This is a genomic window from Bifidobacterium panos, assembly GCF_012932445.1.
Classification (GTDB): Bacteria; Actinomycetota; Actinomycetes; order Actinomycetales; family Bifidobacteriaceae; genus Bifidobacterium; species Bifidobacterium panos.
In genome coordinates, this window is sequence record NZ_JAAIIJ010000014.1 from 24,731 (window position 1) to 41,525 (window position 16,795).

11 protein-coding genes are annotated in these 16,795 nt (G+C 60.2%); 2 read left to right on the forward strand and 9 right to left on the reverse strand.

All coding sequences use genetic code 11. The features are described 5' to 3' along the window. Positions 1–90: 90 nt before the first annotated feature. The 5 genes from G1C94_RS03875 to G1C94_RS03895 form a co-directional block, all read right to left on the reverse strand. A complete protein-coding gene (locus G1C94_RS03875) occupies positions 91–2,595 on the reverse strand; it encodes an HAD-IC family P-type ATPase (RefSeq protein WP_172144889.1) in 2,505 nt (834 codons plus the stop codon). 297 nt (positions 2,596–2,892) lie between these two features. Then, the gene (locus G1C94_RS03880; protein ID WP_335341211.1) at positions 2,893–4,536 is read right to left on the reverse strand and encodes an ABC1 kinase family protein; all 1,644 of its coding nucleotides are present in this window, start codon (positions 4,534–4,536) and stop codon (positions 2,893–2,895) included. A gap of 72 nt (positions 4,537–4,608) precedes the next feature. After that, positions 4,609–4,908, reverse strand: coding sequence for a phasin family protein (locus G1C94_RS03885; RefSeq protein ID WP_172144895.1), 300 nt, complete (start codon positions 4,906–4,908; stop codon positions 4,609–4,611). Positions 4,909–5,058: 150 nt separating this feature from the next. Further along, the gene (locus G1C94_RS03890) at positions 5,059–8,244 is read right to left on the reverse strand and encodes a mechanosensitive ion channel domain-containing protein (protein ID WP_216656831.1); all 3,186 of its coding nucleotides are present in this window, start codon (positions 8,242–8,244) and stop codon (positions 5,059–5,061) included. A 96-nt stretch (positions 8,245–8,340) separates the two neighbouring features. Then, positions 8,341–9,171, reverse strand: a complete 831-nt coding sequence (locus G1C94_RS03895) for a transporter substrate-binding domain-containing protein (RefSeq protein WP_172144898.1) — start codon at positions 9,169–9,171, stop codon at positions 8,341–8,343. 312 nt (positions 9,172–9,483) lie between these two features. Here G1C94_RS03895 and G1C94_RS03900 point away from each other — a divergent pair, with 312 nt between their 5' ends. Both G1C94_RS03900 and G1C94_RS03905 read left to right on the forward strand, forming a co-directional pair. Further along, positions 9,484–10,839, forward strand: a complete 1,356-nt coding sequence (locus G1C94_RS03900) for an ATP-binding protein (protein WP_172144901.1) — start codon at positions 9,484–9,486, stop codon at positions 10,837–10,839. A gap of 129 nt (positions 10,840–10,968) precedes the next feature. After that, entirely contained in the window at positions 10,969–11,685 is a 717-nt protein-coding gene (locus G1C94_RS03905; RefSeq protein WP_172144904.1) for an aquaporin, read from the forward strand. A gap of 58 nt (positions 11,686–11,743) precedes the next feature. Here the strand turns inward: G1C94_RS03905 and G1C94_RS03910 are convergent, their stop codons facing one another. Genes G1C94_RS03910 through G1C94_RS03925 form a run of 4 tightly spaced genes read right to left on the reverse strand, consistent with a single transcriptional unit; the run spans position 11,744 to position 16,574 of the window. Continuing rightward, positions 11,744–12,496: a type 1 glutamine amidotransferase gene (locus G1C94_RS03910; RefSeq protein ID WP_172144907.1), complete on the reverse strand. Its 753-nt coding sequence runs from the start codon at positions 12,494–12,496 to the stop codon at positions 11,744–11,746. Further along, positions 12,493–13,851, reverse strand: coding sequence for a Mur ligase family protein (locus G1C94_RS03915; RefSeq protein ID WP_172144910.1), 1,359 nt, complete (start codon positions 13,849–13,851; stop codon positions 12,493–12,495). Before G1C94_RS03915 ends, G1C94_RS03910 begins: the two co-directional genes overlap by 4 nt. A gap of 6 nt (positions 13,852–13,857) precedes the next feature. Beyond that, complete coding sequence (gene dnaB, locus G1C94_RS03920) at positions 13,858–15,279, reverse strand: replicative DNA helicase (protein WP_216656833.1); 1,422 nt, start codon at positions 15,277–15,279, stop codon at positions 13,858–13,860. A gap of 53 nt (positions 15,280–15,332) precedes the next feature. Further along, entirely contained in the window at positions 15,333–16,574 is a 1,242-nt protein-coding gene (locus G1C94_RS03925; RefSeq protein WP_172144912.1) for an ATP-binding protein, read from the reverse strand. Between the last annotated feature and the right edge of the window lie 221 nt (positions 16,575–16,795).

Genomic DNA, 16,795 nt, shown 5'->3' on the forward strand with positions numbered 1-16,795 from the left:
GGTTAAATGCACGTCACTAACAGTGAGCGCCGTCAGCACAACAGCTGGCGGCGCTCACTTGTATATAGCGTTTCCGCTTGGAAAAACGGGCTAGTTCAGGAAAATCTGCGGTGCCTTGGCGAAGTTCGCGGCGCAGTGGTCGCCGCAGAAGTAATAGGTCTTGCCGTCGTGTTCGCGTGTGATGGCATCTGCGCCCACCGTCACGCTCATGCCACACACGGGGTCGGTGGCGGTTTCGCCGTTGCCAGCCGGGGCGGTGTTCATATTCGTATGATGCATACTGTTCTCCTTGTTATTGGCGTTGTTGCCGTCCCCCGTATTAAGTGTGGTGTTTTCATCCACAATAATCGTAGGCTTGCAGGCAATGATACCCGCCGACATGGGGGTATTGCGCCCATCGACTGTCGTATTGCTTAAGCGCACATGATTGAGACGGTTCGCATTGAGAACCAGGCACACCGAACTCAGCGCCATGGCAAGCCCGGCGATCATGGGGCTGAGCAACCAACCGGTGAACGGATACAGCAAGCCGGCGGCAATCGGAATGCCAATCACGTTGTATCCGAACGCCCAACCGAGGTTTTGACGGATATTGCGCATCGTGGCATGGGAGAGATTGATGGTGGTGATTACGCCCCGCAGATCGCCGCTCATCAGCGTCACGTCCGCCGACTGCATGGCAACGTCGGTGCCGCTTCCGATGGCGAAACCCAAGTCCGCCTGCGCGATGGCCGGAGCGTCGTTGATGCCGTCTCCCACCATGGCGACGAGTGATTTCGTATCGCGTTCATCTTGCAAGCGCTTGATCCAATATGCCTTGCCGTCCGGCTTGACCTGCGCGATGACGGTGTCGATGCCGACTTCGCGCGCGATCTCGCCGGCCACGTCGGCCTTGTCTCCTGAGAGCATCACGGTGCGAATGCCCGCCTTACGCAACGTGGCGATGGCCTCTTTCGAGCCGGGTTTGATGGAGTCGTGCTCATAGCTGGGTTTGGCCCAGTCCATCGAGTCGGTGTCGGCCACACCGCGCGTGATGGTGCCGGTTTTGTCGAACACCACCGTGCCGATATCGCATGCCTGTTCCAGCGCCTTTGCGCTGGCGACCAGCACGCCCTTTGTGGCACCCACGCCGGTCGCCGCCGTCACCGACAGCGGCGTGGCCAAGCCCAACGCGCACGGGCAGGCGATAATAAGCACACTGACGGCGCTGACCAGCGCATGCGCGAGCACAGGGGAGGGGCCAAACGCCGCCCACACGGCGAACGTCCACACCGCCACGATAATCACGACCGGCACGAACACGCGCGCGATATGGTCGGCCAAGCGTTGCACCGGTGCCTTCGTGGCTTGGGCGCGCGCCACAATCGCCATGATCTGCGCAAGCACGGTGTCGCCGCCGACGCGCGTGGCGCGCATCAGCAGATTGCCTTTGCTCAGCATCGTCGCGCCGGTCAAGGCACTGCCCGCCATCTTCTCGACGGGCACCGATTCGCCGGTGATCATCGACTCGTCCACACTGCCGGTGCCTTCGAGCACCATGCCGTCGACGGGCACGCGCTCGCCGCCACGCACGACGATGACATCTCCCTCGTGCACGTCGTCGATGTCCGTATCGATATATGTGGCCGGATTGAGCCACTCGGAGCCACTACAGATCACGCCGTCGCGCACCACATGCACCACGCGCGGTCTCAACTTGATCAGACCGCGCACCGCCTCGCCGGTACCCTCACGCGCCTTCGTCTCCAAAAGCCGGCCGAGCAGCACTAGCGTGATCACCACGCCCACCGATTCAAAATACGGCTCGCGCGAACCTTCCGGCAGCATCCACGGCATCGCGCACACCAACAGACTGTACACATACGCGGCACCCGTGCCCAACGACACCAGGGAATTCATGTCGGGCGCCCGGTGAATCAAGGCGGGCAATCCGACGCGGTGAATCGGCGCGCCGCAGACGAACATCACCGGGGTGATGAGGATGGCCTGCCACCAAGGGTTCATCAACCACTTGGGGATGAGCATGTGGTTGGCCATATGCACCATCATCACGACGAACACAGGCAGCGTAAGCACCGCGCTGATGACGACGAGCCTGAGCAGGCGGCGAATCTCCTCGCGCCGCTCCTCGGCCTCGCGCTGTTCGGTGGCCGCGTAGTCCGTGCCGCTGGTGGTGGCCGGAAGTTGCCTGGCGGCACTCATATCGGCTGCGGGCACCTCCGCCTCGCCTTCGACACGCAGCAGCCCGTGCACCATGTTCATGCCGCACGCGAAAGGATATTCCCCGGCCTTTAAGGCGGGTAGCTTCACTTCGGTGGCAGTGTTGCCGGGCAGCATGGCATCCAACCCCAAGTCGGCGAACACCACATGCGAGGTGCATTCGCCCGTCTCGCGGCGGTCGAAGGTCAGCGTGATGGGCACGCCCGCGCGCATCGTCACCTCGGCCGGCGAATAGCCTCCCTGCACGGTGATGGTCGCGCGCTGCTCGCCGTCGGCCATATCGCCGCTCACCGTCTTGTGCGCCCCGAAAAAGAACCGCACGATTCCCCATGTCAGTGCGACGGCCGCCAACGCGGCGGCGACAATCTGAAACATGCCTATCCTTCGTCTCGTGAGAATTGCCCTCACTATCATCGTACCGTTGTCAAAGCCCGTTCGTCCCTTCCCCCTTCGGCTTAAATTGCGGGTTTGACTCGATGAACACGCCGCTCGGCACGGATGGTTTATACTGGTGGATGCGTCGGGCCGTGCTTAAGCCCCGGGCTCCATTTTTTGCCGCTGCGAGCGGCCCTTGCGCCGACAGGCGCTTTCACGGTTCGGCGCACACTTTTTATTTTTAAGCATCTGCTTATCAACATTGATTCCCTGCCATGAGGGGAGTGCTATAGTCACCTAGCGTTTCTTGGACTTGCGGCCTTTGAAATAGATATCGAAGACAATCCAGCAGCTCAGGACGAACGCCACCACATAGCCCATGAAACCGACGATGGGAATGCCGAACACCACCGGCTTGATGCCCGCGAAATAGACGATCGATGAGCCGACGAACAAACCCACCACAATCAGCGCCATCGTAAGCCTGTTGACCATGTCCGACAACAGCCGGAACGGTTCTTCGGAGCCGACCAGCTCCATATTCACGCGCAACTGGCCGCGGGTGAGCATGCGCGCGGCGTTCTTCAGTTCGGCCAGCGCGCCCAACGCACCATGTAGCGCCTGGTGACTTTCGATGCCCAGTGCCTTGGCTTCGTCGCGAATCGCGCCGTCGATGGTTTTGGAGCGGGAGATGTGTTCGGAGATGATCTGGATCATGTTCACGTTCGGGATGAACTCGTCCAGCAATCCTTCCAACGTGACCAGTGCGCGGCCAACCGTGGTGACGGTGCTGGGAATCTCGATGCCGTGGCGCGAGGCCATCTGCGTGAGGGAAGTCAGGAAAGCGGCGATATCCAGTTCGGCCAGGTCGACGGTGCCGAACTCCTTGACAATCACATCGAGATCGGCCAGCAGGGACGGATAATCCTCCGCGTTGGCATCGGCGCCGGCGAAACGCAGCAGCGCGTCGGCGAGCGCCGGGGAATCCTGGCTGGCGACGGCGAAGATCATCTCTTTGAGCACGTGGCGGGTGCGCTGGTCAAGCCGGCCCGTCATGCCTAAGTCAATGAGCACGATTTGCCCGTCGCGCACAATGATGTTGCCCGGATGCGGATCCGCGTGGAAGAAGCCTTCGTCCAGAATCTGAGTGGCGTAGTTGTCGACCAGCTTGGTGCCGATTTCCTTTAAGTCATAACCCGCTTCGATGAGCTTGCCCGGATGGGAGACGGAGATGCCGTCGACGTATTCCATCACGACCACATGCTCGGTGCACAGGTCGGGATAGGGCTTCGGGCAGTCCATATAGTTGAACGCCTCGGCGAATCGCTTGAATTCGGCCAGATTGCGCGCTTCGACAAGGAAGTCGGTTTCCGATTCAAAGGTGCTCCACAGCTCCTCGACCACGCCTTTGAGGTCGACGACTTGGGAGGTGCGAATCATTCTGGACGCGCTTTTGGCGATGGAGCGCATGATGGCGACGTCCTGCGCCATCGTCTCGCGCACGCCGGGGCGTTGCACCTTGATGGCCACGTCTTCGCCGGTGACCAATGTGGCGCGATGCACTTGGGCCAGCGACGCCGAGCCGAGCGGTTTGGCATCGATGTGCGAGAAGATTTCGTCGACTGGACGGCCATATTCGTCAGACAGCGTGTCGAGCACCACCTGATAGGGCATCGGGTCGGCGTCGGCGCGCAACTTGGCCAGCTCGTCGCAGAAACTGGCGGGCAGCATTTCGGAGCGCATCGACAGAATCTGACCGGCCTTGACGAAAGTGGGGCCGAGCGCCTCGAACATCAGGCGCATCTTGACCGGGGTCAGACCGTGAAATATGTCGAACTGATGGGCAATACGGATGATTTGCCCGAGGCGTTTGAGTTTGCCGCGTCGCGTCAGGTGATAGCGCGCGGAGAAGCTATCCCTGCGGGAGCCGAACAGGGCGATGGTTTCGCTGCCGCGCTGTTCGCCGGCTTCTTTCTGTTCGGCTCCCGTAAGGTTTGGCGTGAGGTCAGGCACTTAGGACTTCTTGCTGTCGGAATCGGCCGTCTGCTCGGCTGTCTGCTCGGTGTACTGTTCGGCCGTCTGCTCAGTATCTTGCTCAGCCGTCTGCTTGGCCGTCTGCTTGGCATCGTCTATGGTCTTGGCCACCTTGCGCTTAAGCTCGGTGTTCAGGGCCTTGCCTTGTTCGACGGTGAGCTCGCCCTTCTTGACGAGTCCGTCGACGATCTCGCTGCCCTTCTCATAGGTGTTGGCCAAAGCGCCGACGCCGGCCAGCATGACCTTGCGCAGCCCCTCACCCAAATTGAAATCAGCCATAATATCCTCCTTGATTTGCAGGTTCGATGCGGCATGAACCGCCGCGTCGCGTACTCACCTAGCCTACCGCGTTGTCGTTGCGGGCGCATCCTCACATATATGATTTGCTTCCCTGACAATAGAAGAGCGACAACTACCCACTACCTATCTTCAGTCGCTGTCTTCGTTGTTATTGCCGATGAGCTTGGCGGATTCCTTCTGCTCCTCGTTGAAGCGGTCGGCGGTGGCTTGTTCGCGCTTGTCTTTGGCGGTCTCCTTGGGCTTGTTCTGCTCATGGGTGATGGACTGCTGGTATGGAGCGATGTCGTAACGCGACATCAACAGCTTCACCTCGCGCTTCAAGTCGCGCTCCAGTTGCACGCGGTTCTGTTCGGCGCAGGTGGCGACGATACGCACCGTGGTGGCCGAATCGGAAAGCGCCACCACGCCCTTGTAGAACGGGCCGGACACGATGGACGGCAAACGCTTTTTGACATTCGGCAACTCGTTGTGCAGCATGTTCTCCAAATACGGCAGCGACTCGCCGTTGATGAGGTTGAACTCGACGGACGCATAGGAGTCCATCTTCGTCTTGTTCATCACATTGCTGATCTGGCTGTTGCGCAACACCAGCACATTGCCCAGCCCATCGTTGATCTTCGTGGTGCGCACGCCGATCTCGATGACGGTGCCGCCCATCGTGCCGACTTGGATCATGTCGCCCACGCGGAACTCGCCCTCGAAGATGATGAACAAGCCGGACAGAATATCGGAGACGAGCGCCTGCGCACCGAAGCCGATGGCCAACGTGAGCAGGCCGGCGGAAGCGAGCAGCGTGGCGGTGTCCACACCCAGCAGCGATAGCGAGTAATACAGCACGCCGATTACGGAACCGTATTTGATGATGCTGCACAGCAGGCGGATGATCGTCTCGCCGCGCGCACCCACCACGCCGCTCAACAGGCGCAGCAGCTCGTTCGCGGCGGAGGCGACGGTGGCGATCACACAGGCCGTCATCAGCGCGGCGGTGACGGCGAAGATGTTCATGCCCTTGCTCCAGCCGCCGCCGAGAATGTAGGAGAACACGGACTGGCTGCCGAAGATCGTGTCCTTGAACACCACGCCGACGAACACCAGCACCACAAACAGGCCGAACAGCCAGCGCAGCACCGTGCCCAGCTTGCCTTCGGGGGTTTTCTCGTCCCACTTGAACGATTGGCGCAACCAACGGCTGGCTGCCGATTGGGTTTTCATCGTGCGGTTGGTGCCGGGGCGCTGGATGTCGAAGATGCGCTGATCCGCGGGGTTGGCAACTACTGGTTGCGCTTTGCCCGCGTCCCCGGAGCCGCCACCGGAACCCTCGCCACCGCCATTGTTATTCGCGCCAGCCGCGCTCTCCGCTTCCGCCTGCACCGCAGCCGCTTTCTTGCGCAAATCGAACGACAGCAGCAGGAAGATGACCACCAGGCACACGAACGCCTCAATCCCGGTGTCAATCGTCAGCCGCACGCGCTGGTCCATCAGCTCGGAATCGCCTCGGGTGACGTACAGGTAATAGTCTTCCGTTTCCACGGACGAGACGTAATACTGCGTGCCGTCGATGGTCAGATAGTTGCAGTACCCGCCCTTGATCTGATCGTCCTTCAATCCCACGTCAGTGGCCTTCTTGCCTTGCACCAAGCTGTCCGGGAAATAGGCGATCTTGCCGGTTTCCTTGTCGATGGCGAACGCGAAGCCGTTGCCGCCCACCTTCACGCCGTCGAGCACGCGGTCGATCTTGACCGAAGAGAGCAGCTCCTCAAGCATCTTCGGACTGACGGCAATCTGCACCAGGCCGTCCGTCAGGCCCTGCTCGTCGGTGGTGGTGACGCCGATGTATTGGCGCATGGTGCCGTTTTCGTCCTCGCGCGCCTCCTGCACCAGCGAGCCGGAGCTTTGCAGCAGCTTGCGGAATGCGTAGGACTGGCTCTTCGTGTCGTCGCTGAGCGTGAACGAGGGGGACGGGTCGGTGGAGGCGGTGCGCACGCCGTCGATGTTGAACACGTTGATGACATCGACCTTGAGCACCTTGGCGAGTTCGAGCAGGCTGGCGCGGTTCTCCAGTTCGGGGTTCTGGTCGAGGATATAGGCCGTGATCTTCGCCTTGCTCAGGTAGCGTGTGTCGCCTTCCTTGCGCAGCGCCTCGGCGCGTTTGCTGGTATTCGCCGTCGTCTGCGCAATCGAGTTGGCGCGGTCGGTGTTGACCAGCGACTCGTTCGACAGCGCGAAGAGCGTCTGCATATAGAACGACACGATGATCACCACCACCAGGCCCACAACGGACAGCACCGCCGCCTTGGAGCCGATCTTCTTGGAATACAGCACCGGGCCGAACGGGGCGTAATCCTCCTCGATGTGCCCCTGGCGCTCGTCGTCGCGCAACACGAAAACGCCATACAGCACCACGGCCGCCATCACCACGCCGAATGCGAACAGCACCACGCCCACGGTGATGTTGCGCGAGGCGGTGAGCGTCTTCTCCAGCACCGAGGAAATGTAATACGTTTTGCCGATTTTGGTGACCCCGCTATACAGGCGCGTGCCGTTGAAGGTCATATGGAAGAAGTGCCCGTCCTCCAAGTCGTCGACGCTTAAGCCGTCATCGAGCGCGTCGGTGCCGATGAGGCTCGAATCCGGATGGTATTGCACCGTGTAGTCCTGCGCGGAAACGGCCATCACATAGCCATGCTGGCCGACGGTGATGTCCTTGAGCGTGGCCTTGAGCGAGCTGTTGTCCTCGATGATGTCGTCCAGGCGCTTGGGGCTGACTTCGAGCACGGCCATCGTCTCGTCGTCGATTTTGGACGAATAGTAGCGCTCGTTCCACTCCTGGCTGGACACCGTCACTTCCATGGCGGTGGTGGGATTCTCCTCGCTGAACACGGTGCGCAGCTGGTTGAAGCGCGCGTGAGTGAAGTCGGCTTTGGTGTCTTGCGCTTTGGCGAGGATCTGGCCGTCCTTGGAAACGACGAGCACATCGTCGACGTCGAACAGCTGCTTGTATTCGGACATTTTGGTGTCGCTGACTTCAAAGCCCGCGTTGTTGTGGGCCATGAAGGAAATCGAATCGGCCTTGGCCTGGAAGATTTCGTCGAAGCTGCTCGTGGACTCCTCGGTTTCCTTGTCCGCCTGTTCCAGCGTGGTTTTGAGCTGTTCGTTCTGGTGGCGCATCTCCTCGGTGTAGCTGGAGACGGATAGCTTGGTCTGCACGCTGGAGAGCAGCAGGCCGGTGCCGACGAAACAGACGATCACCACGGCGACCAGCGCCGCGATCTTGAGTTTCAGCCGGGTGGACATGGCTTCGACTTCGTGTGGCATGATGTGCGCTCTCTTCCCTGGCCTTTTCGGGCTGCTGTGGTTGCTTGTTCGGGTTTATTGGGTTTATCGGTTTTATTGGCTCGGTTGGCCGCCGGCTCAGTCCCATTTGTCGATGAAGCGGTTGATGGTGCCGTCATCGAGCATGTTTTGGATGGTGGTTGTCACGGTTGCGCTCAGCGCCGAGTCTTTCTTGGTGGCCACGCCGTATTCCTCGGGATTGATGCTGAAGTCGGACAGGGTGGAACGCTCGTCGTTCAGATAGGTTTTGGCGATGGCGCTGTCGAGGGCGATGGCGCCGACGGCCCCTGATTCCAACGCGTCGGACAGCTCCTGATAGGACGGGTATTGCAACAGGTGGAAGTTGTCGAACTGGACGTCGCTGTTATCGTCGTTGGCTTGAAGCGGGTTGCCGTCGCTGAAGCCGATTTCGGCGAGTTTCTTGACCAGGATCGCCGCAGTGTCGGTGCCGGCTCGCGTGCCGATGTAGCGGCCCTTGAGACCGTTGATGTCGGTGATCAGCGAACTGTTCTCCACCATCATCTGCACGGTGCTGGTGTAATAGGCCGGGGAGAAATCGACGTTCTCCTTGCGGTGATCGGAAATCGAATAGCATGCTACCAGCGCGTCGACTTGGCCGTTTTGTAGCATCTCCTTGCGGGTGTCGGGAGTGACGGTGACGAACTTGACGTCGGAATATCCCATACGGTCGGCCATCTCGTTGGCCAAATCGATCTCCATCCCGTAATACTTGTGCGTTTTCTCGTTGTAGTAACCGAAACCCATGACGTCGGCGCGCACGCCCACCGTCAGCGTGCCGTTGCCGCCGGTGAGGGAAGGCATGCCGCAACCGCCCGCAAGGGCGACGAAGACGAACGCGAGCAATGCGGCCACAGCGGCGGCCAGCCAGCGGTTTCGCCTTATTGCCATAGCGTTTCGTCTGTTCATCATGGACGCGCCTCTCTTCCCCGTCGCATTAGCTGGTGCCTCTGTTTCGAGACTACTCTGCACGGGGGAACTTAACTCCCCGCACAATTCGCGCGTGGAATGGATGCCGGAGGAGACCCGTTTGCCGTTCTTGGATTCAGAAAAACGTTACGAGAGCGCGTTCAAAATTAGGAAAAACGTTACAGAATCGTATTCAGAACCAAGAAAAACGTTACAAAAGTCCATCCAAAATTAAGAAAAACGTTGCAGATGGTATATTGAAAATAGCGAAAAACGTTACAGAATAGAGGCGAAATGCTGAAACGCAAGGCTTGGGACAGGCTTGTTTCTTGGAAAAACAGCCAAAACCGCAAAGCCCTCATGCTCACCGGCGCACGACAGATCGGCAAGACCACGCTGGTGCGTCAGTTCGGCGCGCAATATTACGACAGCTTCGCCGAGCTCAATTTCCTGATGGACAGCACGGCCTGCGCCATCTTCGACGGCCCGCTGGACGCGAATACCGTCATCACCAACCTCACGGCATATCTGAACATGTCCTTGCAACCGGGCCGCACCTTGATTCTGCTGGACGAGATACAGGAGTGCCCGCGTGCGCGCACCGCCATCAAGTTCCTGGTGGAAGACGGCAGATTCGACTACATCGAGACGGGCTCGTTGCTCAGCGTCAAGACCAAGCAAGTGCCCTCATATCCGGTGGGCTTCGAGGAGCAATACCGCATGTATCCGTTGGATTTCGAGGAGTACTGCCTCGCCAATGGCGTGCAGCAATCCACCATCGACATGTTGCGAGAGCATTTCGACGAGAAAAAACCCGTGAGCGACGCCGTGCACCAGACCATGATGCGGCTGTTCCAAAGCTATATTGTGGTTGGCGGCATGCCGGAAGTCGTGCAGAAATACGCCGACACCCACGATATTGCGCAGGTCACGAGGTTGCAACGGGATTTGCTTGCGCTCTACCGCCAGGACATCGCCAAATACGCGGAGGGCAACGAACGCGAGAAAATCCGCGCGATCTTCGATGCCGTCCCCTCGCAGCTCGACGACAAGAACCGGCGCTTCATGCTGGCCGACCTGTCCAAAACGGCTCGGCAGAACCGGTACGCCAGCAGCTTTCTGTGGCTGGCCGACGCGGGTGTGACGCTGCCCTGCTACAACGTTCGCGCACCCGAAGCCCCATTGGAAAGCAACGGCAAACGCAATCTGTTCAAACTGTTTATGAATGACGTCGGGCTGTTATGCGCCGACTCCAACGCGCAATTCGACATTCTAGGCGGTGGGTTGCAAGTCAATATGGGGTCGATTGTGGAAAACTTTGTTGCGCAGGAGCTCAAGGCGCATGGATTCGGCCTGCACTATTTCAACGGCAAACGCTACGGCGAGGTTGATTTCGTTGTGCAGAGTGGCAATGACGTGCTGCCCATCGAAGTCAAATCGGGAAACGACTGGGCCAAGCACAAGGCGCTCGACAACATCATGAACGTCGACGAATGGAATCTGGGGCAAGCATATGTGCTTTGCAAAGGCAACGTCGCTCAGGATGGGAAGATCGCCTATTTGCCGCTGTATATGAGCATGTTCCTGGAGCCGGTGCAGTTGCCCGAGCGGCTGCCTTATGAAGTGGATCTCAGCGCGCTCGAGGATTGATCCTTTCCATATTTGCTCGGGATTAAGTGCAGCCGATGATTCACCATTTTTTGCCGAAAGGCGGTAGTGTAGCTGGTGATTGCGAAATGCGACATGTGTTTCGCCTCGTATGCCAAAGAAAGGTCTGTTATGGATTTTCGTAAGTATATTGCCGAGTTCATCGGCACGCTGATTCTCGTGCTGGTCGGTTGCGGCACCGTCGTCGGTTTCACCACACTCGCCGGCGAGCTGGGTCTGGGCGGTTCGACCCTGACCCTCGTCTCCGTGGTGATCGCTCTGGCGTTCGGCATCTCCGTCATCATCGCCGCCTACTCCGTGGGCAACGTTTCCGGCGCGCACCTCAACCCGGCCGTGTCGCTGGCCATGCTCATCGACGGCCGCATGAGCGTGATTGACTTCATCGGCTACGTGGTGGCTCAGGTGCTCGGCGCCATTGTCGCCGCGGGTATGCTGGTTGTCTTCACCGGCTCCAGAGCCTCCCTCGGTACCAACGGCTATGGCGAGGCTTCTGCTATGGGCACTCAGGTGGGCCCGGCGTTTCTCATCGAAGTCGTGCTCACTTTCGTGTTCGTGCTGGTGATTCTGGGCGTGACCGCCAAGGCCGAATTTGCCAACATCGCCGGCCTTGTGATCGGTCTGTCGCTGATGGCCGTCGTGATTGTCGGTCTGCCGTTCACCGGCACCTCCGTGAACCCGGCTCGTTCGCTTGGCCCGGCTCTGCTGGCTGGCGGCGAAGCGCTTGCTCAGGTGTGGCTGTTCATCCTCGCCCCGCTGGTCGGTGGCGCGCTGGCCGCGCTTGTGCACCGTTTCGTGCTCGCTCCGGGCTATCTGTCCGACAAGAAGTGACAAATACTTAAACATCGAAGAAGCCCCGCCCGTATTGCAAGGCGGGGCTTCTTCGTATTCAGCGCGGGCGAGAGGCCGCGACGGCGCGGGCTTGGGCTGCGAGTTGATCGAGGTGGTTCAGCTCGTCGCACTGCTGTGGAGTTTGGTTTGCCGCGCTGAATGCGCCGTAGCGGCGTTCGACTGCGGTGCGAATGAGGAAATCGCTGATGGCCGGGTTCTTCGGCAACAACGAGCCGTGCATGTAGGTGCCGATGACATTATTCACGCGCGCGCCCTCGGTGTGGTCCTCGCCATTGTTGCCGCGTCCCTCTTCGGTGACATGCCCGAGCGGGTGTGTGCCCTCGCGTAGGAAGGTCTGGCCGGAGTGGTTCTCATAGCCGATGATGTCGCCGAACTCGTCGGAATGTTCCACCAGATTGCCGATGCGGCGCACGTCGCTGCCCACCGAATAGGCGCCGATAATGCCGATGCCATCAAGCCGGGAGCCATCGACGGTCTCAAAATACTCGCCGAACAACTGATACAAGCCGCAGATCATCAGCATTGGCAGGCCGTCGGTGGCAAGCGAACGCAGCACATCAGCGCGGGAGAACAGGTCGTCGATGATTTTCTTCTGGCCGGTGTCCTGCCCGCCGCCGCCAAGCACCAGATCCACCTGCTCGGGCCATTCGTCGCCTTGGTTGACGGTGTGAATGCGCGGCTCGTAACCATACAACCCCGCTCGGCGCGTGACGGCGAGCACGTTGCCCGTGTCTCCATAGATGTTCATGTCCTTCGGATACAGGGACACGATGTCGATCACCTTGCTCATCTGCCCACCCCCGCGTCCTGGACATCGGCGATATGCCCCAAGGCGGCGCGCACCTTGAGCATGGCCGTATACGTGCAATAGATATGTTTCGCCGTACCGGGATTGGCGTTCACGAACGCACTCAGCGCGGCGTGCAGGTCGGTGTCCACCGAAGCGACCGGCACCTGATCGTAGCCGAGACGCAACGCCATATCCCACGCGCGCACGCCGGACACCATCGCCACGCCCGTGTCGCGCAGCGAAGTGAAATCCACGTCCCACAGCCAGCTCATATCGCGGCCGTCGGCGTATTCGTCGTTGATAGCGATCATCGTGTCGCACCCCCGCGACTCGAACGAGGCGAGCGCGAGCCGGAATCCCATCGGGTTCTTGACCAGCAGCAACTCGACCGGCGAGCCGTTCACGTCGATCACTTCGCCTCGCCCGAACGCGGGCGTGACGCGCGAGACGGCGGCAATCAGTGATGCGGCATCCGAGCGCATGCGTTGTGCGGCGCTTTCATCGGCGGCCACCGCACGCACCAGCGCGAGTGCGGCGGCGGCGTTATAGAGGTTATAGACGCCTTCGAGCTTGACGGAGGTGTGGTGTTCGGTGCCGTCCATCAGAAAAGTGGCCGCATGGTCTGACACCGCCGTCAGCGTGACATCGGCGTCGGCATTATGGTTCGATTCCGCCGATACGGTTCGTGCCGTTGAAGGCGCTTCAGTGGCGCCGCCCATCTGTTCCGCATCGAGCGTGGTGGACATGTCGTCGTCGGAGGGGAAGAAACGTTTGAGCGAATCGGACAAGCCGAAATAGCGCACTTGGGTGCCGCTCGGTGCCAGCGAGGCGAGTGCGGCGATACGCGGATCCTCGCGGTTGAGCACCACCGTGCCGCTCGTCGCCTCGGCCACATGGCCCAGCAGGCGCGCGGTATTGTCGATTTCGCCGAAGCGGTCGAGCTGGTCGCGCATCACGTTCAGCAGCAGGGAGTAACGCGGCTTGACCTGACGCACGAAATGCACGGCATAGGCCTCGTCCAGCTCCAGCACGGCGATGTCGGCATCGAGCCGCCCGCCAAGAGAGACCTCGCTGAGCAGCGACGATACGACGCCGCGCGTGAAATTCGAGCCGGTGGGGTTGGTGAACACGCGCAATCCCAAGTCGGAAAGCATCGAGGCGACCATGCGCGTGGTGGTGGTTTTGCCGTTCGTGCCGGAGACGAGCACCACGCCGAGCGGCAGTTGCGCCAACGTGCGGGCAAGGAACCCTGAGTCGATGCGCTCGATGACCTTGCCGGGCAATGCGCTGCCGCCGTGCCGGGTGAGGCGCAACGCGGCGCGTACCAGCTTGCCGATGGCCGGGGTGAGGAACATGGGCAATCACACCCCCTGGGCGTATTCCTGCGGCATGTCCTTGAACTTCGATGTGGAGCCAAGGAAGGCCAGATGGAAGGTTTCGGTGGGGCCGTTGCGATGCTTGGCCATGATGATGTCGGCCTCGCCGGGGCGATCCTCCTTGTCGTAGAAATCGGGGCGGTGCACGAGGAACACCACATCGGCATCCTGCTCGATCGAGCCGGATTCACGCAGGTCGGACAGCTGCGGCTTCTTGTCGTTGCGCATTTCGGGGCCGCGGTTGAGCTGGCTCAACGCCACCACCGGCACCTCAAGCTCCTTGGCGAGCAGCTTCAGCGCGCGCGAGAACTCCGAGACCTCCTGCTGGCGGCTCTCGACCTGCTTGCCGGAGGACATCAGCTGCAGGTAGTCGATCACCACGAGCTTCAAATCGTTGGTCTGCTTCAGGCGGCGGCATTTCGCGCGAATCTCCATCAGCGACATATTCGGCGAATCGTCGATGAACAGCGGCGCGTCCTGAAGTTTCGACCAGAAGTTGTTCAGTGTGCTCCAACGATCGGGCGTGATCTCCTCGGCGCGGCGCAGCACGCCGAGCGGGATGTTCGTTTCGGCGGAGATGATGCGCTGGGCGAGTTCCACTTTGCTCATTTCCAAGCTGAATACGATGGAGGTCATGTTGTGATGTAGCGCGGCGGCGCGCGCGAAGTCGATGCCGAGCGTGGACTTGCCCATGGCCGGGCGGCCTGCGACGACGACCATTTGGCCGGGTTGCAGGCCCTGGGTGAGTTCGTCGATGTCGCGGAAGCCGGTGGGCACGCCCTTGTTGACCAAGCCCTGTTGCAGTTTGTCGAGCTGGTCGAGTGTGTCGTGCACCACCGGGCCGATGGCGGCGTAATCCTGACGCACCTTGCCCACGGACATCTCGTAGACCTCGGACTGCGCGAGGTTGACCACGTCCTCGGCCTGCGAGCCTTCGGCTGAATAGCCCAGCTGGGCGATCTTCGTGCCGGCGGCGATCACATTGCGCAGGATCGCGCGTTGATGCACGATTTCGGCGTAATAAGTGGCATTTGCGGCGGTGGGCACCGAGGCGACCAACGAGTGCAGATAGTCGGGGCCGCCCACCTTGTCCAAATCGTCTTTTTTGAGCAGCTCGTTGGCCACCAGCACCGCATCCACCGGTTGCGAGGCGGAGAACAGGTTGATGATCGCCTCATAGATGGTCTGGTGCTTGGGCTGATAGAAATCGGTGACGTCGATCATCTGGCTGACTTCGCCGATGGCGTCCTTGCTCATCAGCATGCCGCCGAGCACGGCCATCTCCGCATCGTCGTCGTGCGGCGGCACGCGGTCGAACAAGGCATCCCTCACCGGCGTGCCGGTGGCACCGCGCACATAGTTGCTCCCGCCCGTGCGAGCGCCGTCTTCCCAAGGTTCTTCAGCCATAGCACCCCAGTATAAGAGGGGCGCAGGAGCTTAAAGCCGCCGCATTCGAACGGTCACAATGTCGGCAGCCAGTCAAGTGCATTGACGATCTCCACGCCGTCCACAAAGCCCAATCCCAGCCGATCCAAAGTCACCACCAACTTGCGCCCCGACTCGCCGGTGAGCTTGCGGAACGCGCGCAGCTCGCGTTCTCGCGTCTGCGGCTCCATCACGCTGGCGCTGACCTGAACATACAGTCGCTCTCTGGTCATATCGCCACGGATGCGCTCGGCCACGAAGTCGATCTCATACGAATCGGCTTTCCCGACGCGCACCTCGTAGCCGGCGCCGACCAGCTCGTTGTGGACGAGGTTCTCCAGAGCGAACCCATAGTCGCCGTCCGGGAAGCCCAGCAGCATGTTCCGAATGCCCAGATCCGCGGGATAATACTTGCTCAGCCCCTGCAGCAGCTCGCCCCCGCGAAGTTCCTGCCTTCTGGCGCGGCGGAACAGATAGGCGTCCACCAGCCCCTGAATGTATCGTTCCACGGTGATGCCGCTGGTTTTGCGGTGTGCGCTTTTCAAGCGTTGCTCGATATTGGTCACGCTCACCGACGAGCCGGCCGTGCTGGCGAGATAGCGGGATATGTCGTTGAGGGCGGTGGTGTCGCGCACTTGGATGTGGCGGGTCACGTCGCGCACGAGCACCGTGTCGTAGATGCCTGAAAGCACCGTCTTCGCCAGGGGTTGATTCGTTCCCTGGTCGACCACCGGAGGCAAGCCGCCGTATCGCACGAAGCGATCGAATGTTTGCTCGTCGTTCTGGCAGCCGGTGTAGCTCAGAAATTCCGCGTAGGAGAGCGGATACATGTTGATGTCGACGGTGCGGCCTGACAGCAGCGTTGCCAGCTCGCCGGACAGCAGGTGTGCGTTCGATCCGGTGATGGTGATGTCCACGTCGCAGTCGACGCGCAGGCCGTTGATCACGCGCTCCCAGCCGTCGACGAGCTGAATCTCGTCCAACAGCAGATACCAGTGGCCCGTTTTGGGGGCGCGTTGCGTAATGGCTTCATGGAGCTGCTGCGCGGTGAAGTCGGCAAACTCATATGACTCAAGGTTCATATGGACGATGTGCGTCTGTGCCGTGCCGCTGTTTGCGAGGTGCTGTTTGAACAGCTCCATCAATGTGGATTTGCCGCAACGGCGCATGCCGGTGATGACTTTGATCATGCCGTTGTCTTGAGCCTGAACCAGTAGTTGCAGGTATCGAGGGCGGGGCCTTAAATCTTTGCTGGTGCTGTCGGTTGCAGCGTTCATAGTGCCAACTTTACTTAATATAGTTTATATATCGCTTCTATATACCCTATCATATAAAGTATACTTTACATTCTCTCATAAATTGTAGAACTTTTATAATCATACTATAAAATAGATTTCTTCGGTCGAAAGCGACTGTTCTCTATATGGGGTGAGTGCCATATACACCTACAGCACGGCAAAAACCTACTGCCAGCGTGTCGATGCGCGCGGGCGGGTGT